The sequence below is a fragment of the Nocardioides sp. NPDC092400 genome, assembly GCF_040684155.1.
Taxonomy (GTDB): domain Bacteria; phylum Actinomycetota; class Actinomycetes; order Propionibacteriales; family Nocardioidaceae; genus Nocardioides.
In genome coordinates this window covers 734,877-753,262 of sequence record NZ_JBFBFJ010000001.1, presented here as the reverse complement: position 1 = coordinate 753,262, position 18,386 = coordinate 734,877, and the positions used below count along the sequence as shown (strand labels likewise).

At 72.6% G+C, this 18,386-nt stretch carries 14 protein-coding genes; 6 read left to right on the top strand and 8 right to left on the bottom strand.

The features are described from left to right. The first annotated feature begins 68 nt into the window (after window positions 1-68). Window positions 69-1,868: an amidohydrolase family protein gene (locus tag AB0N29_RS03695; protein ID WP_302270618.1), complete on the top strand. Its 1,800-nt coding sequence runs from the start codon at window positions 69-71 to the stop codon at window positions 1,866-1,868. Window positions 1,869-1,907: 39 nt separating this feature from the next. Here AB0N29_RS03695 and AB0N29_RS03690 read toward each other — a convergent pair whose 3' ends face one another. After that, window positions 1,908-3,113: a saccharopine dehydrogenase C-terminal domain-containing protein gene (locus AB0N29_RS03690; RefSeq protein WP_302270617.1), complete on the bottom strand. Its 1,206-nt coding sequence runs from the start codon at window positions 3,111-3,113 to the stop codon at window positions 1,908-1,910. Window positions 3,114-3,172: 59 nt separating this feature from the next. Further along, window positions 3,173-4,603: a gamma-aminobutyraldehyde dehydrogenase gene (locus tag AB0N29_RS03685; RefSeq protein WP_364864193.1), complete on the bottom strand. Its 1,431-nt coding sequence runs from the start codon at window positions 4,601-4,603 to the stop codon at window positions 3,173-3,175. Between the two features lie 144 nt (window positions 4,604-4,747). On the opposite strand from AB0N29_RS03685, the gene AB0N29_RS03680 reads away from it, so the two are divergent. Next, entirely contained in the window at window positions 4,748-6,136 is a 1,389-nt protein-coding gene (locus AB0N29_RS03680; protein WP_364864191.1) for an aspartate aminotransferase family protein, read from the top strand. Window positions 6,137-6,199: 63 nt separating this feature from the next. Here AB0N29_RS03680 and AB0N29_RS03675 read toward each other — a convergent pair whose 3' ends face one another. From AB0N29_RS03675 to AB0N29_RS03660, 4 genes are read right to left on the bottom strand one after another with little or no spacing between them, the layout of a single operon-like run. After that, a complete protein-coding gene (locus AB0N29_RS03675; RefSeq protein WP_364864189.1) occupies window positions 6,200-7,009 on the bottom strand; it encodes an ABC transporter permease in 810 nt (269 codons plus the stop codon). Further along, on the bottom strand, window positions 7,006-7,923 hold the full coding sequence (locus tag AB0N29_RS03670) for an ABC transporter permease (RefSeq protein WP_302270613.1): 918 nt from the start codon (window positions 7,921-7,923) through the stop codon (window positions 7,006-7,008). The genes AB0N29_RS03675 and AB0N29_RS03670 overlap by 4 nt, the downstream gene beginning before the upstream one ends. Next, entirely contained in the window at window positions 7,924-9,099 is a 1,176-nt protein-coding gene (locus AB0N29_RS03665) for an ABC transporter ATP-binding protein (protein ID WP_364864187.1), read from the bottom strand. Next, a complete protein-coding gene (locus AB0N29_RS03660) occupies window positions 9,092-10,204 on the bottom strand; it encodes a spermidine/putrescine ABC transporter substrate-binding protein (RefSeq protein ID WP_364864185.1) in 1,113 nt (370 codons plus the stop codon). The genes AB0N29_RS03665 and AB0N29_RS03660 overlap by 8 nt, the downstream gene beginning before the upstream one ends. A gap of 289 nt (window positions 10,205-10,493) precedes the next feature. Between AB0N29_RS03660 and AB0N29_RS03655 the strand changes: the two genes are divergently transcribed. From AB0N29_RS03655 to AB0N29_RS03645, 3 genes are all read left to right on the top strand, one after another. Then, window positions 10,494-10,967, top strand: a complete 474-nt coding sequence (locus AB0N29_RS03655; protein ID WP_302270609.1) for an Lrp/AsnC family transcriptional regulator — start codon at window positions 10,494-10,496, stop codon at window positions 10,965-10,967. Between the two features lie 74 nt (window positions 10,968-11,041). Continuing rightward, a complete protein-coding gene (locus AB0N29_RS03650; RefSeq protein ID WP_364864182.1) occupies window positions 11,042-12,322 on the top strand; it encodes an FAD-binding oxidoreductase in 1,281 nt (426 codons plus the stop codon). A gap of 330 nt (window positions 12,323-12,652) precedes the next feature. Then, window positions 12,653-13,915 (top strand): DUF222 domain-containing protein, encoded by a 1,263-nt coding sequence (locus tag AB0N29_RS03645; protein WP_364864180.1) that lies wholly within the window; start codon window positions 12,653-12,655, stop codon window positions 13,913-13,915. A 333-nt stretch (window positions 13,916-14,248) separates the two neighbouring features. Here the strand turns inward: AB0N29_RS03645 and AB0N29_RS03640 are convergent, their stop codons facing one another. Next, window positions 14,249-15,454, bottom strand: coding sequence for an AGE family epimerase/isomerase (locus AB0N29_RS03640; protein WP_364864178.1), 1,206 nt, complete (start codon window positions 15,452-15,454; stop codon window positions 14,249-14,251). Continuing rightward, window positions 15,454-16,896, bottom strand: a complete 1,443-nt coding sequence (locus tag AB0N29_RS03635) for a M1 family metallopeptidase (RefSeq protein ID WP_364864176.1) — start codon at window positions 16,894-16,896, stop codon at window positions 15,454-15,456. Before AB0N29_RS03635 ends, AB0N29_RS03640 begins: the two co-directional genes overlap by 1 nt. A gap of 120 nt (window positions 16,897-17,016) precedes the next feature. Between AB0N29_RS03635 and AB0N29_RS03630 the strand changes: the two genes are divergently transcribed. Then, entirely contained in the window at window positions 17,017-18,294 is a 1,278-nt protein-coding gene (locus AB0N29_RS03630) for a YeeE/YedE family protein (protein ID WP_302270602.1), read from the top strand. Window positions 18,295-18,386 lie beyond the last annotated feature (92 nt).

The following is an 18,386-nucleotide window of genomic DNA, read 5'->3' as shown; positions in this document are numbered from 1 at the left end:
GTCCGGCCCGGGTGGGAGGTTCCGCGCGACCGCTTGACGCGCGTCGGGAAGGCCGCTTCGATCCGGTTGTGACCTACGACACGATCATCAAGGGTGGCCGCTGGTTCGACGGGACGGGTGCACCGTCCGCGGTGCGCCACCTCGGGATCCGCGAGGGTCGCGTCGCGACGGTCTCGGCCGTCCCGCTGGAGGAGGCCGGGTGCCCCGAGGTGGTCGACGCGGCGGGGCGGTGGGTCATGCCGGGCATGGTCGACATCCACACCCACTACGACGTCGAGGTGCTCGAGGGACCGGCGCTGGAGGAGTCGCTGCGGCACGGCGTGACGACGATCCTGCTGGGATCCTGCTCGCTGTCGACGGTGCACGTCGACGCGGTCGACGCCGGCGACCTCTTCGGCCGCGTCGAGGCCATCCCGCGCCAGCACGTGATCCGCTCGGTCGGCGCGCACCGGACCTGGCGCTCCGCCCAGGAGTACGTCGCGGCGCTGGAGTCCCTGCCGCTGGGCCCCAACCTGGCCAGCTTCATCGGGCACTCCGACATGCGCACCGCCACGATGGGCCTGGACCGCGCCACCCGCGACGACGTCCGGCCCACGCGCAGCGAGCTGGACCGGATGGAGGGGATGCTCACCGAGGCGCTCGACGCCGGCTTCATCGGCATGTCGGCCCAGCAGCTGCTCTTCGACAAGCTCGACGGCGACCTGTGCCGCTCGCGCACGCTGCCCTCGACGTACGCCCGGCGGCACGAGATGAAGCGGCTGCGCGACGTCCTGCGCCGGCGCGGCCGCGCGCTGCAGGCCGGACCGGACGCCACCCACCCGCACACGATCGTCACCCAGGCGCTCGGCTCGATCGGCCTCCTCGGCCGCCGCCCGCTGAAGACCAGCCTGCTCTCCGCCGCCGACATCAAGGCGATCCCGTTCGTCATCCACCTGATGCGGCTGCTCGGCGGGGTCGTCAACCGGCTCGGCGCCGACTTCCGCTGGCAGCACCTCCCGGTGCCCTTCGAGGTCTACGCCGACGGCATCGACCTGGTGATCTTCGAGGAGTTCGGCTCCGGGGCCGCGGCGCTGCACCTGCAGGAGAAGCTCGCCCGCGACGAGCTCATGCGCGACCCGGCGTACCGCGCCCGCTTCCGCAAGGACTACGAGTCCAAGTACGGCCCGCGGGTGTGGCACCGCGACTTCTTCGACGCCGAGATCGTCGAGTGCCCCGACGCCTCGGTGGTCGGCAGGTCCTTCGGGCAGGTCGGCGTCGAGCGCGGCGGCGCGCACCCGGTCGACGCGTTCCTCGACCTCGTGCTCGAGCACGGGACCGCGCTGCGCTGGCGCACCACGATCTCCAACCACCGCCCGAAGGTGCTGCGGAGGATGGCGCAGACCCCGAGCATCCAGATGGGGTTCTCCGACGCCGGCGCCCACCTGCGCAACATGGCCTTCTACAACTTCGGCCTGCGCCTGCTCAAGCACGTGCGCGACGCCGAGCGGGCCGGCACGCCGTTCCTCACCACCGAGCAGGCCGTGCACCGGCTGACCGGCGAGCTCGCCGAGTGGTACGACCTCGACGCCGGCCACCTGCGCGAGGGCGACCGGGCCGACCTCGTCGTCGTTGACCCCGAGCGGCTGGACGCCTCGCTCGAGGAGTACGCCGAGAGCCCCGTCGAGCAGTACGGCGGCCTCTCGCGGATGGTCAACCGCAACGACGCCGCCGTGCCGCTGGTCATGGTCGGTGGCCGCACGGTCTGGCGCGACGGCCGCGCGGGCGAGGTGCTCGGCCGCGAGCGGACCGGGCGCTTCCTCCGCGCCGGGCAGCCGGCCGTGGACCCGTTGCCGGCCAGCGGCGCCGACACCCTCCCGTCGGCCAGCTGACCCTCGCCGGCCGCCCGCCCGGAGCCCGGAGGCGGGCCCTCAGGCGTCGAGCTCCTGGATCCCCCACGGGCTGCCGTAGGCCGTGAGCAGGTCGAGGAAAGGGACGGCGTCGAAGGCCTCTGGGCCGAGCACGCCGGCCCCCTTCCAGGCCCCGGTGGCGAGCAGCTCCAGCGCGACGACCGGGTTGACCGCCGTCTGCCAGACCACGCACTGGTGGCCGTACTCCTGCATCGACCACTCGTTGTCGACCACGTGGTAGAGGTACGTCGACCGCGGCGCCCCGTCCGTGCCGCGCCCGGTGACCCACAGCCCGGCGCAGGTCTTGCCGGTCATCAGCGGGCCGAGCTCGGCGGGGTTGGGCAGGCAGGCGGCCACCACGTCGCGGGGGCTGACCTCGACCCCGCCGACGCGCACCTTCTCGGTGCGGTCCAGGCCCAGCTTGTGCAGGGTCTTGAGCACCTCGATGAACTCGTTGCCGAGGCCGTACTTGAACGTTGCCCGCCGGCAGTCGATCCAGCGCGGCATGAGGAGCACCTCCTCGTGCTCGACGTTCACGCACTCGACCGGCCCGATCCCCTCGGGGAAGTCGAAGACCTCCGGCTCCGAGAACGGCGCGGTCGTGCGCCAGCGGCCGTCCTCCCAGATCACCGGCGGGTTGAGGCACTCCTCGATCGTCGTCCAGATCGAGAACGACGGCGCGAAGTCGTACCCCTCGACCGCGAGGTTGGCGCCGTCGCGGGTGCCGAGCTCGTCGATCTCGGAGAACAGGTGGTCCGCGGCGTACCGCGCGAAGACGTCGGAGAGCCCCGGCTCGACGCCGATGCCGACCAGGGCCAGCCGCCCGTCGGACTCCCAGGCCTCCGCCTGGGCGAACTGCTCGTCGCCGAGCTTCACGCCGGTCTGCTCGTACGGCGCGTCCGGGTGCGGGCGCGACAGCGACATCGCCATGTCGAGGTAGTCGGCGCCGGCGGCGCGTGCGCCCTCGAAGACCGGCATCACGAAGCGCGGGTCGACGGCGTTCATGACGTGGGTGGCGCGGTGCTCGCGGGCCAGCGCCGCGACCGACTCCGCGCTGGACGCGTCGACCTGCGCGGGTGTGAACCGGTCGTCGGCGGCCGCGGCCGCCCGCTCGGCCGAGGCCAGCGAGTAGTCGGCGACCACGACGGAGGAGAAGAAGTCGCGGCGGGTCGCGATGGAGCAGAAGGCGGCGCCGACGCCGCCGGCGCCGACCAGGAGGATGCGCATGGGTCTCTTTCCCGTGGCTGGTGGGTGGTGGCTGGGTGTGGAGGTCGGTGTCGCGGCGCTCAGCCGAGGTAGCTCATGACGTGCTTGATGCGGGTGTAGTCCTCGAGGCCGTACATCGAGAGGTCCTTGCCGTAGCCGGAGTGCTTGAAGCCGCCGTGCGGCATCTCCGAGACGTAGGGGATGTGGGTGTTGATCCACACGACGCCGAAGTCGAGGGCGCGCGACATCCGCATCGCGGTGCCGTGGTCCCGGGTCCACACGCTCGAGGCGAGGCCGTACTGCACCCCGTTGGCCCACCGGAGCGCCTCCGCCTCGTCGGCGAACCGCTGGACGGTGATCACCGGGCCGAAGATCTCCTGCTGCACCTGCTCGTCGTCCTGCCGCAGACCCGAGAGGACCGTGGGCTCGTAGAAGTAGCCGGCCTCCCCCTGCCGGTGGCCGCCGGCGTCGAGCCGGGCGTGGTCGGGCAGCCGGTCGACCATCGCGCTGACCCGGGCGAGCTGGTCGGCGTTGTTGAGCGCGCCGTAGAGGACGTCCTCGTCGTCGGGCATGCCGGTCCGGGTGCTGCGCGCCTGCTCGGTGAGCGCGGCCACGAAGTCGTCGTGGACGCCCGGGCCGGCCAGCACGCGGGTGGCGGCGGTGCAGTCCTGGCCGGCGTTGAAGTAGCCGGCCTCGGCGATCGCGGCGGCGGCCCGTCCCACGTCGGCGTCGTCGAAGACGATCACGGGCGCCTTGCCACCCAGCTCGAGGTGGACCCGCTTGAGGTCGGTGGCCGCGGAGCCGGCGACCTCCATCCCGGCGCGCACGGAGCCGGTGATCGCCACCATCTGCGGCGTCGGGTGGGCGACCAGCGCACGGCCGGTCTCCCGGTCGCCGCACACGACGTTCAGCACTCCGGGCGGCAGGAACTCCTGGGCCAGCTCGGCGAGCATCGTCGAGGTCGCCGGGGTGGTGTCCGAGGGCTTGAGGACGACGGTGTTGCCGGCGGCGAGCGCGGGCGCGATCTTCCAGACCATCATCGGCAGCGGGTAGTTCCAGGGCGTCACCTGCCCGACCACGCCGATCGGCTCGCGGCGGACGAAGGAGGTGTGGTCGGGGAGGTACTCCCCCGCGGACTTGCCCTCCAGCACACGGCAGGCGCCGGCGAAGAAGCGGAAGTGGTCGACGGTCGGCGGCATCTCCTCGCTGGTGGTCAGGTGGAGGGGCTTGCCGGTGTCGCGGCACTCCGCGGCCACGAACTCCTCGGTGCGCGCCTCGAGCGCGTCGGCGATCCGCAGCAGGGCGAGCGAGCGCTCCTGGGGCGTCGTGCTCCCCCAGCCGTCGAAGGCCCGGCTCGCGGCGGCGTACGCGCGGTCGACGTCCTCGGCGCCCGACCGCGGCGCGGTGGCGTAGACCTCGCCCGTGCTCGGGTCGATCACCTCGTAGGTCTCGCCGGAGGCGGAGTCGACGGCCTTCCCGTCGACGACATTGCGGAACGTCTGCTCAGCCATGGCCCGACCCTAGTGATCGGGCACGCGATTGGGGAGGTCTGAACGGCACTTGTCCACGGATTTCGTCGTGAAACATGGGCGACACATGCGGATTCCCTCGTCGCGGTCTTGCTCGCCGGGGGTCAGGGCGCGCACCATGGACCCATGCACCCGGACTACGACCACCTGCAGCAGGCCGCCAAGGACCACCTGTGGCTGCACTTCTCCCGCCACGACGCCTACGCCCAGGGCGACGTGCCCGTCATGGTGCGCGGCGAGGGCGCCTACCTGTGGGACGCGACCGGGAAGCGCTACCTCGACGGCCTGGCCGGCCTGTTCGTCTCCCAGCTCGGCCACGGGCGCACCGAGCTGGCCGAGGCCGCCGCCGCGCAGGCCAAGGAGCTGGCCTTCATGCCGCTGTGGTCCTACGCCCACCCGCCGGCCATCGAGCTGGCCGCCAAGGTGGCGTCGTACGCACCGGGCGACCTCAACCGCGTCTTCTTCACCAGCGGCGGTGGCGAGGCCGTCGAGACGGCGTGGAAGCTGGCGAAGAACTACTTCAAGCTCACCGGCCGGCCGATGAAGCACAAGGTGGTCAGCCGGTCGATCGCCTACCACGGCACGACCCAGGGCGCGCTGTCCATCACCGGCCTCCCGCTGCTCAAGCAGCAGTTCGAGCCGCTCGTGCCCTCGACGTTCCGGGTGCCGAACACCAACGCCTACCGCGCCGACGAGATCACCTCCGGGTTCCTCGACGGCTCCGACCCCGAGGCGTTCGGCCGCTGGGCGGCCGACCAGATCGCGGTCGCGATCGAGAACGAGGGCCCCGACACGGTCGCGGCCGTCTTCCTCGAGCCGGTGCAGAACGCCGGCGGCTGCTTCCCGCCCCCGCCGGGCTACTTCCAGCGGGTGCGCGAGATCTGCGACGAGTACGACGTGCTGCTGGTCTCCGACGAGGTGATCTGCGCCTTCGGGCGCCTCGGGCACATGTTCGGCGCCGAGCGCTACGGCTACCAGCCCGACATCATCACCTGCGCGAAGGGCATCACGTCCGGCTACGCCCCGCTCGGCGCGATGATCGCCTCGGACCGGCTGATGGAGCCGTTCCTCGAGGAGAAGGCGATGTTCGCCCACGGCTACACCTTCGGCGGCCACCCGGTCTCCACCGCGGTCGGGCTGCGCAACCTCCAGCTGTTCGAGGAGGAGCGCGTCCTGGAGAACGTCCGCGACAACGAGGCGGAGTGCCGCGCGATCCTCGAGCGGCTGCTCGACCTGCCGATCGTCGGCGACGTCCGCGGCGACGGGTACTTCTACGGGATCGAGCTGGTCAAGGACAAGGCGACCAAGGAGTCCTTCACCGCCGAGGAGTCCGAGCGGATCCTCTACGGCTTCGTCTCCAAGCAGCTCTACGCCGAGGGTCTCTACTGCCGCGCCGACGACCGCGGCGACCCGGTCGTCCAGCTCGCTCCCCCGCTCATCTGCGGCCCCGAGCACTTCGCGGAGATGGAGCAGGTCCTCCGCGTCGTCCTGGACAAGGCCTCCTCGCTCCTCTGACCCCGCCTCGTGATGCCCAGCGCGCGCCGGAGCGCTCGCTGGGCATCACGAGGCGGTCCAGGCTCAGGTGCGGGCGCGGACCCGGCGGCAGTTGCCGACCTCGCCCAGGACCACGACGACGACCGAGACCAGGAACATCACCGCGCCGATGACGTTGACCTGCATCGGCACGCCGCGCTGGGCGACGCCCCAGACGTACATCGGGAACGTCGTGGTGGTGCCGGCGTTGAGGTTGGTGATGATGAAGTCGTCGAAGGACAGCGAGAAGCTCAGCAGCGCCGCGCCGAGGATGCCCGGGAAGACGAGCGGGAACGTCACCCGCCAGAACGTCTGGGCCGGGGTGGCGTACAGGTCCATCGCCGCCTGCTCGAGGTGGTCGTCCATGCCGGCGAGCCGTGCGCGCACCGCCACGACCACGAACGACAGGCAGAACATCACGTGGGCCACGAAGATGGTCCAGAAGCCCAGCTGCCCGCTGAACCCGGTCGCCACGAAGAGCGCCAGCAGCGAGGACCCCAGCACGATCTCCGGGGCCGCCATGGGCAGGAACACCAGCAGGTTGGTGGCCGAGCGGCCGGCGAAGTCGTGGCGCACGAGCGCGAACGCCGCCAGCGTGCCCAGCACCGTGGCGACCAGCGTCGAGAGCGCCCCGATCTCGACGCTGCGGACCAGCGCGTCGCACATGCTCGGGTCCGCGCACGGGTTCGCCCAGTTGTCGAGGGTGAAGGAGCCGAAGGCGTAGACGTTGCGGCTGGCCGGCTCGTTGAAGCTCATCAGGACGACGACCGCGATCGGCACGAACGTGTAGGCCAGCACCAGCAGGCCGAGGACCAGCACCAGGTGCTCGCGCAGCCAGCGGACGGGGGCGCTCACAGCAGCTCCTCGGTGCCGGCGCGGCGGACGTAGACGAGCACCATCACGACGATCAGCACCATCAGCACCATCGACAGCGCGGCGGCGGCCGGGTAGTCGTTGGCGTCGGTGAACAGGCTCTGGATGACGCCGCCGACCATGCGCTGGTTCGGCGAGCCGAGCAGCTCGGCGTTGATGTAGTCGCCGGAGGCCGGGATGAAGGTGAGCAGCGTGCCGGACACCACCCCCGGCAAGGAGAGCGGCCAGGTCACCTTGAAGAAGCCGACGGCCGGGTGGGCGTAGAGGTCGCTGGAGGCCTCCACGAGCCGCGGGTCGATCTTGTCGAGGCTGGCGTAGAGCGGCAGCACCATGAACGGCAGGAAGTTGTACGTCAGCCCCGCCACGACGGCGACCGGGGTGGCAAGCAGGCGGCCGTCGTCGCCGAGCACGTGCAGCAGCTGGAGGCCGTCGACGATCCAGCCGTCGTCGGCCAGGATCAGCTTCCACGACAGCGTGCGCACCAGGAAGCTGGTGAAGAACGGCGCGACGACGAGCACCAGCATCAGGTTCTTCCACCGCCCCGCCTTGAAGGCGATGGCGTAGGCCAGCACGTAGCCGAGCACCAGGCAGAACAGCGTCGCGAGGCCGCCGTACCACAGCGAGCGGAGCATCGGCCGCCAGTACTCCTGGAGGGCGTCGACGTAGTTCCCGAACGCCCACGTCATCTCGTAGCCGCGGAAGTCCGAGCCGGCCGGGTCGTAGAGGCTGGTCGCGACCAGGGAGTAGAACGGCACGACGAAGAAGAGCGCCAGCCACAGCAGGCCGGGCAGGAGCAGCAGGTAGCCGGTGCGCCCGCGGCGGCGGCCGGTCTCGGCGGGGGTCTCCGGCGCGACGTCGGTCTCGGCGAGCGGGGCGACCCCCGCGGTGCTCGTCACTCAGGCCCCCGCCCGCTCGGCGGCGCCGGCGTCGGCGGCCTGGCTGCGGTCGAGGAGGAACGCGTACTCCGGGCGCCAGGACAGCTCGACGGGCTCGCCCTGCCGGAAGAGGCGGGTGCGGCCGGTGTTCTGCGAGAAGACCTGCAGCTCCTGGCCCCACGGCATCCGGACGAGGTACTGCGTGCTGACGCCGACGAAGCTGACGTCGCTGACGACGCCGCCGGGGATGGTGTTGCCCGGCGCGTCGAGCTCCTCGCCGGGCCGGCCGATGAGCACCTTCTCGGGCCGGATGCCGACCCAGCCGGCGTCGGAGCCGGTGTGCACCCGCGCGGTCGGCACCGACACCTCGATCCCCTGCATGTCGACGGTGGCCACGTCGCCGGCCCGGCGGCGTACCCGCCCCTCGATGAGGTTGGACTGGCCCAGGAAGTTGGCGACGAAGGTGCTGCGCGGGTTCTCGTACAGCTCGGCCGGCGCGCCCATCTGCTCGATGACGCCGCCGTTCATCACCGCCACGGTGTCGGCCATCGTCATCGCCTCCTCCTGGTCGTGGGTCACGTGGACGAACGTCCGGCCCACCTCGACCTGGATCCGCTTGACCTCGATCTGCATCGACCGGCGCAGCTTGAGGTCGAGCGCGCCGAGCGGCTCGTCGAGCAGCAGGACCTCGGGGCTGTTGATCAGGGCCCGCGCCAGCGCGACCCGCTGCTGCTGGCCGCCGGAGAGCTGGGCGGGCCGCTTGCGGGCCTGCGAGGTCAGCTCGACCAGCTCGAGCATCTCGCGGACCCGGGTGTCGACGTCCTTCTCCTTGCGCCGGCGCAGGCCGAACGCGACGTTCTCGAAGATGTCGAGGTGCGGGAAGAGCGCGTAGCTCTGGAAGACCGTGTTGACCGGGCGGCGGTAGGGCTTGGCGTAGGTGATGTCCTGGCCGGCCAGGGTGATCGTCCCCGAGGTCGGCGTCTCGAGGCCGGCGACCATCCGCAGCGTGGTGGTCTTGCCGCACCCCGACGGCCCGAGCAGCGCGAAGAACGACCCGCGCGGGACGTCGAGGTCGAGGTCGCGGACCGCGGTGAAGCCGGCGAACCTCTTGGTCACCTGGCGAAGCCGGAGCCCGTCGTACGGCGCGTCGTCGCCGTGGTCGCCCGGGGTCGTCCGGCTCGCGGGGTTCTCAGCCACCTGTGACATCGGACCAGTCCCTTTCGTAGGCCGTCGCCTGCCGGTCGTCCAGCGGCATGAAGGCGAAGGTGCGGGCGAGCATCTCCTCGTCGGGGAAGATCAGGGTGTTGTCGACCAGCGAGCCGTCGATCTTCTCCATCTCCTCGCGCGCCCCCTCGACGGGGCAGATGTAGTTCACCCAGGCGGCGAGGCGCGCGGCGACGGCCGGGTCGTAGAAGTGGTCGATCCAGGCCTCGGCGTTCGCCTGGTGCTCGGCGCCGTTGGGCACGAGCATGTTGTCGCTCCACAGCGCCAGGCCCTCCTCGGGCGCGACGAACTTGATGTCGGGGTTCTCGAACTGGAGCTGGATGACGTCGCCGGACCACGCCTCGCAGGCGACGATGTTGCCCGCGGCCAGGTCCTGGATGTACTCGTTCCCCGTGAAGGCGCGCACCTGGCCGTCGCTGACGGCCTTGCGCAGCCGGTCCACGGCGTCGTCCCACTCGTCCTGGGTGAAGTCCTCGGGGTCGGCGCCGACGATCTTCAGCGCGAACGCCATCGTGTCGCGCATCTCCGAGAGCAGCGTGACGCGCCCCTTGAGCTCGGGGTTGTCGAGCAGCTCGGCGAAGCTGCCGATCTCGCCGGTCTTGGCGGCGTTGTAGGCGACGCCGGTCAGCCCGGTCTGCCAGGGCGCGTGGAACTGGAGGTCGGGGTCCCAGGCGACGCCGCGCAGCGGCTCGATCAGGTTGGCGTGCAGGTTCGGCACCGCCCGCCGGTCGATCGGCTGCACCCAGCCGAGGCTGATCATCCGCGCGGCCATCCAGTCGGTGAGCATCATCAGGTCGCGACCGACCGGCTCGCAGCTGCTGAGCTGGTTCTTGACCTTGGCGTAGAACTCGGCGTTGTCGTTGACGTCGTCGGTGTAGCGGACCGTGACGCCGGTCCGCTCCTCGTAGAGCTCGCGGGTGTTCCCGGCGTCGCGGCGCGGGTCGATGTAGCCCGGCCAGTTCGACACCACGAGCAGGCCGTCGTCCTCCGACCGGTCCGTTGCCCGGCACTTCGCCGGGTCCTGCTGCGCACCGTCCTGGCCGAACAGCGGCAGGACGCCGACGCTGGCGCCCGCCACCACGAGGCCCCCCAGGCCTCGCAGGACGGTACGTCGGGAGGTCAGCGCCCCCCGGGCAGCCGACGGGCCGGTGGGTGTTCGCGGTGTCATCCGGCTCCGCTCCCCTCCGCGGCCCGGCCGGCCGCAGCGCTCCGTGGCTGGCGTGCTCCGGATCGTGCCACCGGTGACCGTCACCGGCAAGGGAAACCGTCGACACGAAACCTGTTCGCAACGAAATCGCTCGTCCGGCACCCCTCCGACCGGCGGTCCGCGCTCGCCAGGACCACGCCCCCGTGGGAGAGTGCCGCCCATGAGTCGCAAGCAGGACCGAGCCCCCATGGCGCTCGACGAGGTCTCCAAGGCGATCATCGAGCAGCTCCAGCAGGACGGGCGCCGGTCCTACGCCGCGATCGGCAAGGTCGTTGGGCTCTCCGAGGCCGCGGTCCGGCAACGGGTGCAGCGCCTCGTCGACGGCGGGGTGATGCAGGTCGTCGCGGTCACCGACCCGCTCGAGCTCGGGTTCGCCCGCCAAGCGATGGTCGGCATCAAGGTGCAGGGGCCCTTGGACGCGGTGGCCGACGCGCTCGCGGCCCTCGACGAGGTGGACTACGTGGTGGTCACCGCTGGCTCGTTCGACCTGCTCGTCGAGGTCGTGTGCGAGAGCGACGAGCACCTCCTGGACCTGCTCTCCCACCGGATCCGCGCGATCGACGGCGTCGTGGCGACCGAGACGTTCATGTACCTCAGCCTGCGCAAGCAGACCTACTCCTGGGGTGTCCGCTGACCGCCTCGCTGTGGCAGGACACCGCTCCGCCGGCTCCCGCGCGACCGCCCCTCCCGGGCGGCCGCGACGCCGACGTGGCGGTCGTCGGCGGCGGCTACACCGGGTTGTGGACGGCGTACTCCCTCGCCGTGGCCGATCCCTCCCTGCGCATCGTGGTGCTCGAGGCCGAGCGGGTCGGGCACGGCGCGTCGGGGCGCAACGGCGGCTGGTGCTCGGCGCTGTTCCCCGCCTCGCTGCCCTCGCTGGCCGCGACGGCCGGCCGCGACGCCGCCCTCGCCCAGCACCGGGCGATGCGGGAGACCGTCGACGAGGTCGCCCGCACGACCGCCGCGGAGGGCATCGACTGCCACCTGGCCAAGGGCGGCACCGTCGTGCTCGCCCGCAGCCGCGCGCAGTGGACGCGTGCCCGGGACGAGGTCGCCGACGCCCGCCGCTGGGGGCGCGGCGAGGACGACCTGCGCCTGCTGGGCGCCGCCGAGGCCGACCGGGTCCTCCGCGCCGGCGGCACGCTCGGTGCGACGTACACCCCCGACTGCGCCGCCGTCCACCCGCTCCGCCTGGCCCGGGGGCTGGCCGAGGCGTGCGAGCGGCACGGCGTGACCATCCACGAGCAGACCCGCGTGACCGCGATCGAGCCGGGAGTAGCCCGCACCGAGCACGGGGACGTCCGGGCCGACGTGGTCGTGCGCGCCACCGAAGGCTTCACCCCGACCCTCCCGGGCCTGCGGCGCGCGGTCGTCCCGGTCTACTCCCTGATGATCGCGACCGAGCCGTTGCCCGCCGAGGTGTGGGACGAGATCGGCCTGGCGCGGCGCGAGACGTTCAGCGACCACCGGCACCTGGTGATCTACGGCCAGCGGACTTCCGACGACCGGCTGGCCTTCGGCGGCCGCGGCGCGCCGTACCACCTCGGCTCGCGGGTGCGCCCGGCGTTCGACCGGGACGAGCGGGTCTTCGCGGGGCTCTACGCGACCCTCACCGAGATGTTCCCGGTGCTGGCCGGCACGCGGGTCACGCACGCCTGGGGCGGACCTCTGGGCATCCCCCGCGACTGGTGCGCCTCCGTCGGGCTCGACCGGAGCACCGGGCTCGCCTGGGCGGGCGGGTACGTCGGCGACGGGGTCGCGACCACGAACCTCGCCGGCCGCACCCTCCGCGACCTCGTCCTCGGGCACGACACCGGCCTCGTCCGCCTGCCGTGGGTCGACCACCGCTCGCCGGCCTGGGAGCGCGAGCCCCTGCGCTGGCTGGGCATCAACCTCGGCCTGCGCGCCACCCGGCTCGCCGACGCCGAGGAGGCCCTCACCGGCCGCCCCAGCCTCGTCGCCCGCGCCACCGCTCCCCTCCTCGGCTGACCGCTGGTCGAGTAGCCGAGCCCTGGCGAGGCGTCGTCGAGACCCGGTGAGGTGCGCAAGACCTGCTGGTCGAGCAGCCGAGCCCCGGCGAGGCGTCTGCTGGTCGAGCAGCGAGCCCCGGCGAGGCGTCGTCGAGACCCGGTGAGGTGCGCAAGACCTGCTGGTCGAGCAGCCGAGCCCCGGCGAGGCGTCGTCGAGACCCGGTGACATGCGCAGGGCCTCGGGCACTCGAGTCGGCCGGCAACTAGTCCCTGAACCCGTAGTCCACGATGTGGTCTGACCTGGGGAAACAGGACCACGACTGTCGGTGGTCGGTGCTTGAGTAGACCCATGGCCAAGGACTCCCGACGCAGCGCGCACGTGGTGTGCCGCGCTGTCGCGAAGTCGCGAAAGCAGATGCGGTCGGCCGCCGAGGTCCACCTGTGGTCGATGTCGGACGACGACGTCACCGACACGCTCAGCGAAGCCGCGAAGCTGCGCGCACAGGCCGAGGCTCTCGAGCTCCGCCTCGCCGCCGAGGCCGACCGCCGGCACGCCGGCGAACGGGTCGGTGCCACCGACACCGCCGCCTGGTGGGCGACCGAGACCCGCCAGACCCGACCCGCCGCGAAGCACCGCATGCGGCTGGCCGAGTCGCTGGACCGCCACAGCCCGACGGCCACCGCTTTCGCGGAGGGCGATGTGTCGGTCGACCACGCACGCGTGATCACCGAGTGCCTCGACGGGCTCCCTACCGACCTCGACGACCCGACCATCCCGCTCCGCGCCGAGCAGCACCTCCTGGCCGAGGCGCGGCACCGTGACCCCAAGGCGCTACGCATCCTGGCCAAGCACGTCCTCACCGTCGTCGCACCCGAGATCGGTGAAGCACGCGACGCCAAGGCCCTCGAAGCCGAGGAGCGCCTCGCCCGGGAGACCGCTTGGCTGACGATGAGCCCCGACGGACGCGGGTCGGTGGTCGGGAAGTTCAAGATCCCCGAGCTGAACGGGGCGATGCTGAAGAAGACCCTCCTCGCCTTCGCGGCTCCGAAGCACCAAGCCGCCACCCAGGACCGCGCTGCCGCCGAGCCGATGGAGCGCCGCCCGTCACCGGAACGGATGGGCGACGCGTTCTGCGAGCTCCTCGAACGCCTCCCCACCGCCTCGATCCCCAAGCTCGGCGGCCTCAACGCCACCGTCGTCATCACCATGGACATCGCCTCGCTCACGGGCGGCCTCGCACCAGGCGTCCTCGACGACGGCAGCACCATCTCCGCAGCCACCGCACGACGGCTCGCCTGCGAAGCAGGACTCATCCCCGCCGTCCTCGGCACTCAGTCCGAGCTGCTCGACCTGGGGCGCACCACCCGCCTCCTCTCCGGCTCTCAGCGGCGGGCGCTGAACCTGACCCAACCGACATGCACCGCAGAAGGCTGCGACTGGCCCGCCCACCTCTGCCACGCCCACCACGACCAACCGTGGTCGAGTGGTGGTGCCACCGACCTGGTCAACGCCCGCAAACTCTGCCCGAGACACCACGCCCGGATCCACGACCCGGCCTACGAGACCACCCACCTGCCCGGAGGAAAGGTCGCCTTCCACCGCAGGACGTAGGCCGAACCCGCCGGTCCATGCTGATGGTCGAGCAGAGTGGCGCCCCAGCGCCGAACGTCGTCGAGACCCCCGAGCCACTCGTTGCCCGTAACCACCCTCACCGGGTCTCGACGACGCTCGCCAGCGCTCGCTGCTCGACCAGCAGGAGGCCGGCCCGACGACCACCCCGACGCCCTGCGCACCTCACCGGGTCTCGACGACGCTCGCTCGCGCTCGCTGCTCGACCAGCAGGCGCGCGGTCTCGGCGACGCTCGCCAGGGCTCGCTGCTCGACCAGCGGGCGCGGTCTCGACGACGCTCGCCAGCGCTCGCTCGACCAACAGGGCGGCGGGCCTCAGTCGGCCGACCGGAGGGCGACGGCGGCGGAGGGGGCGAGCGGGAGCGACGGGAGCAGGAGGGCGTTGAAGGCGTGGTAGGCGTCCGGCTTGCCCGGCCAGGTGACCCCGGCCGGGGCGAGGCCGGCGTCGAGCTCGTGCAGCCAGGAGCCGTCGGCCTCGACGAAGTGCTCGCGGGTGAAGGTCCACCAGCGGTCGGCCAGGTCGGCGTACCGCTGCTCCCCCGTCGCCGAGGCGAGGGCGCGGGCGGCCAGCACGGCCTCGCAGTGCACCCAGTGGAAGCGTTGGTCGACGACGGGCGTGCCGTCCCAGTCGGTGGTGTACGGGAAGCCGGTACGGCCCTCGTCGCAGTCGGCAGCGGCCCGCTCGACCAGTCCGACCGCGGCCTCGAGCAACCAGTCCGGGGACGCCTCGCCGGCGAGCGAGTGCGCGGCACGGAGGTGCAGGAGCAGCCGCGCCCACTCCAGGCCGTGGCCCGGCGTCGCGCCGTACGGACGGAACGGGTCCGCCGGACGGTCGCGGGAGTGCTCGGGCAGCGGACGCCAGTCGCCGTCGAAGTGCTCCACGACCCGCCAGTCGTGCTCCCGGGCGACCCGGTGCACGAGGTGCTCGGCGATGCGCAGGGCGCGGTCGCGCCAGACCGCGTCGCCGGTGGCGTCGGCGGCGACGAGGTAGGCCTCGACCGTGTGCATGTTGCTGTTGGCGCCCCGGTAGTCCTCGGTCGTCGACCAGTCCCCCGCCCGCTGGTCCATGCACCGGCCGAGCGGCTCCTCCCAGAACCGCTCCTCGTGCACGCGCAGCGCGCGCTCGAGGAGCGCCGCGGCGCCCGGCACGTCGGCGACGGTCGCGGTCGCACCGGCGAGGACCACGAAGGCGTGGTCGTAGCAGGACTTGGTCGCGCTCCCCGGCCGGCCGGCGTCGTCCACGGTGCTCCACCAGCCGCCGTGGACGCGGTCCTCGAAGAGCCCGGTCAGCGCGTCGACGCCGTGGCGGGCCTGGTCGGAGGCGTGCTCCACCCCGAGCAGCGAGGCGAGCGCGAAGACGTAGGTCATCCGGGCGTTGACCCACAGCTCGAGACCGCGGGCGGAGTCGACCGTGCCGTCGCGGCGCAGGTGGCCGAAACCGCGCTCGAGCCGCGACCGTCCCGCGAACTCCAGCAGCGGGACGAGCAGCTCCCGGCGCTCCCCGTCGGGCACCGGGCCCATCAGACCAGCCCGTTCGCAGCCGTGCGCGCCGGCGGCTCGTCCGCGCGCAGCCAGGCCTCGAAGAAGCCGTCGAGGTCCTCGCCGCTCACCTCGGCCGCGAGCGCCTCGAACTGCGGGCTCGAGCCGTTCCCGCCCCGGCGCGTGCCGAGCCAGGTGCGCAGCAGGGTCCAGAAGTCGGTCTCGCCGATCCGATGGCGCAGCGCCTGCATCGCCATCCCCCCGCGCTGGTAGACCGGTGCGTCGAAGATCCGGTCCGGTCCGGGGTCGTCGATCCGCAGGTCCCAGAACTCCCGCGAGCCGGAGACCGCGGCGTGGTCGCGCTGCAGCGCGCGCTGCGCGGACGGGCCGCCGTGCGTCTCGGCGTACCGCGCCTCCATGAACGTCGCGGCGCCCTCGTTGAGCCAGATGTCGCGCCACCCGCGCACCGACACCGAGTCGCCGAACCACTGGTGGGCGATCTCGTGGACGAGGATCGTCTCGCCGTAGGCCCTGCCCATGACCGGGTACGTCGGACGCGACTGGTTCTCCAGCGCGAAGCCCGGCTGCAGCCCGGTCGTCAGCCCGCCGGTCGTGCTGAAGGGGTAGGCGCCCAGCTGCTCCTCGGTCCACGCCACGACCGCAGGCGTGCGTCGCATCAGGTCCATCGACCGCCTGCGCGCCGCGGGCGGGACCTGCTTGGACACCGCGACGTACCAGGGCAGCCCGTCGCGGCTGCCGCGGTCGACCTCGAAGCGTCCGGCCGCGAAGAAGGCGAGGTACGGCGCCATCGGCTCGTCGGCCCGCCACCGGGTCGTCGCGTTGGCACCGTGCACGGTGCGCGAGACCCGCCGTCCGTTGGCGACGACCTGGTTGCGGGCCGGGACGGTCACCTCGACGTCCATGAGCGCCTTGTCCCGGGGGTGGTCGTTCGCGGGGAACCACCAGGCGGCCATGTGCGGCTCGTTCATCGCCACGACCTCGGTGTCGTCGGCGAGCCAGCTGCGCTCCCCGCGCCAGCCGATGCGCCCGGGGTGCCCGGCGTACCGCGCGAGGACCGTCACGACGTCGCCGCGGGCCACCGGCCTGGCCGGGGTGACCCGCAGCTCGTGACGGTCCGGTCGCGACCAGCGGGCGGGCCGTCCGCCGACCCTGACCTCCTGCACCGGCAGGAGCAGGTCGAGGTTGAACCGCGAGAGGTGCTGGGTCGCGCGGAGCCGCAGGCGGGTGGTGCCCCGCAGCCGGCCGGTGGCGAAGTCGTACGCGACGTCCACGTCGTAGCGCCGGACGTCGATGCCGCCGTTGCCGTCCCGGGGGAAGTAGGGGTCGCCGATCCCGGCCGCCCCGGGTGTCGCGGGCCCGGCGGCCCGCCCGGAGGTCCCGGCGAGCCCGGACGAGGCGGACGTGCCGCCGAGGACGAGCGCAGCGGCGAGGAGGCCCGGGAGGAGGCGGCGTGGTCGTGGCACGCGCGAACCGTAACCCCCACGCCGCTGACGGGCCCGGGAACAGGAACGGGAACAGCACGGGAACAGGCACGGGGGTCGGTCTGGTTGTGCCAGGTCCGTGCCCGCGACCGGAAGGCGACCATGTCCATCCTGCAACGACCCGGACCCCGCAGCGCTGCGGCCGACGGCCCCCGCGCCGTCCCGCCGGGCCCCCCGCCGGCCCAGGCGCCCCCGGCCCAGGCCGGCCTCGTGGTCGGCGGCCTGCTCGCGGCCCTCGTCCTGGGCGGCGTCATCTGGACCCGCTCCGGCGGCGTGCCGACCGCGCTCTTCGCGATCGGCCTGGCCCTGGGCTTCGTGCTCTTCCACAGCCGCTTCGGGTTCACCTCCGCCTGGCGCCAGCTCGTGGCGGTGCGCCAGGGCAAGGCCCTGCGCGCGCACATGCTGATGCTCGCCGTCGCGTGCACGCTGTTCGCGCCGATCCTCGCCACGGGCGCCGCGATCGGCGACGCCGTGCCCGCGCCGAGCCTGGCCCCGATCGGCTTCGGCCTGTTCGTCGGGTCGTTCCTCTTCGGCGTCGGGATGCAGCTGGGCGGATCGTGCGCCTCCGGCACCCTGTTCGCCATCGGCTCGGGCCAGACCGCCATCGTGCTGACCCTCGCGGGCTTCGTCGTCGGCTCGACGATCGGCGCGCTGCACTTCCCGTGGTGGACCGAGGACCTCCCCAGCCACGCCCCGGTGTCGCTGACCGACGTCGGCGGCGGCTACCTGGGGGCGTGGGCGATCTCGCTGGCGGTGATGGCCGTGGTCGTCGGGCTGACCTACCTGCTCGCCCGCGGCCGGTCCGTGCCGCCCGTCCAGCAGCCGCCGGTCGCGACCGGGGCGGCACGCGCCGTACGCGGGTCCTGGCCGCTGTGGGTCGGCGCGCTGCTGCTCGCCGGTCTCAACGCCCTCACACTGCTGGTCTCGGGCGGGGCGTGGGGCATCACGTTCGCGTTCTCGCTGTGGGGCTCGAAGATCCTCGACGCGGTCGGGGTCGACGTGCTCTCGTGGGGCTTCTGGTCCGACCCGGCGAACCTCGCGAAGTACCAGGCCGGCGTCCTCGTGGAGAAGACCTCCGTGATGGACCTCGGCATCATCCTCGGCGCCCTGGTCGCGTCCGCCGCGGCGGGCTCGTGGGTGCTGCACCGCCGGATCCCCTGGCGGCTCGCGGCCGGCGCGGTCATCGGCGGGATCATGATGGGGTACGGCGCCCGCATCGCCTTCGGCTGCAACATCGGCGCCTACTTCGGTGGCATCGCCTCGTTCAGCCTGCACGGCTGGCTCTGGGGCGTCATGGCCGTCGCCGGGACCTTCGGCGGGCTCGCGCTGCGCCCGCTGTTCGGGCTGGGCAACCCCAAGCCTTCGGACTCGGTCTGCTGACCGCCCGGTAATCCAGTTGCGGCGCCCGGTCGCGGACCTCCACCATGGTCCGCGACCGGGCGCCGTGCCCGTCCGGGTGACGGCGTCCGCAG

Excerpts from the sequence above, each read along its gene's own strand:
- AB0N29_RS03690 (WP_302270617.1), bottom strand. The coding sequence starts at position 3,113 with ATGCGCATCCTCCTGGTCGGCGCCGGCGGCGTCGGCGCCGCCTTCTGC.
- AB0N29_RS03685 (WP_364864193.1), bottom strand. The coding sequence starts at position 4,603 with ATGGCTGAGCAGACGTTCCGCAATGTCGTCGACGGGAAGGCCGTCGAC.
- AB0N29_RS03680 (WP_364864191.1), top strand. The coding sequence starts at position 4,748 with ATGCACCCGGACTACGACCACCTGCAGCAGGCCGCCAAGGACCACCTG.
- AB0N29_RS03655 (WP_302270609.1), top strand. The coding sequence starts at position 10,494 with ATGAGTCGCAAGCAGGACCGAGCCCCCATGGCGCTCGACGAGGTCTCC.
- AB0N29_RS03645 (WP_364864180.1), top strand. The coding sequence starts at position 12,653 with ATGGCCAAGGACTCCCGACGCAGCGCGCACGTGGTGTGCCGCGCTGTC.
- AB0N29_RS03640 (WP_364864178.1), bottom strand. The coding sequence starts at position 15,454 with ATGGGCCCGGTGCCCGACGGGGAGCGCCGGGAGCTGCTCGTCCCGCTG.
- AB0N29_RS03630 (WP_302270602.1), top strand. The coding sequence starts at position 17,017 with ATGTCCATCCTGCAACGACCCGGACCCCGCAGCGCTGCGGCCGACGGC.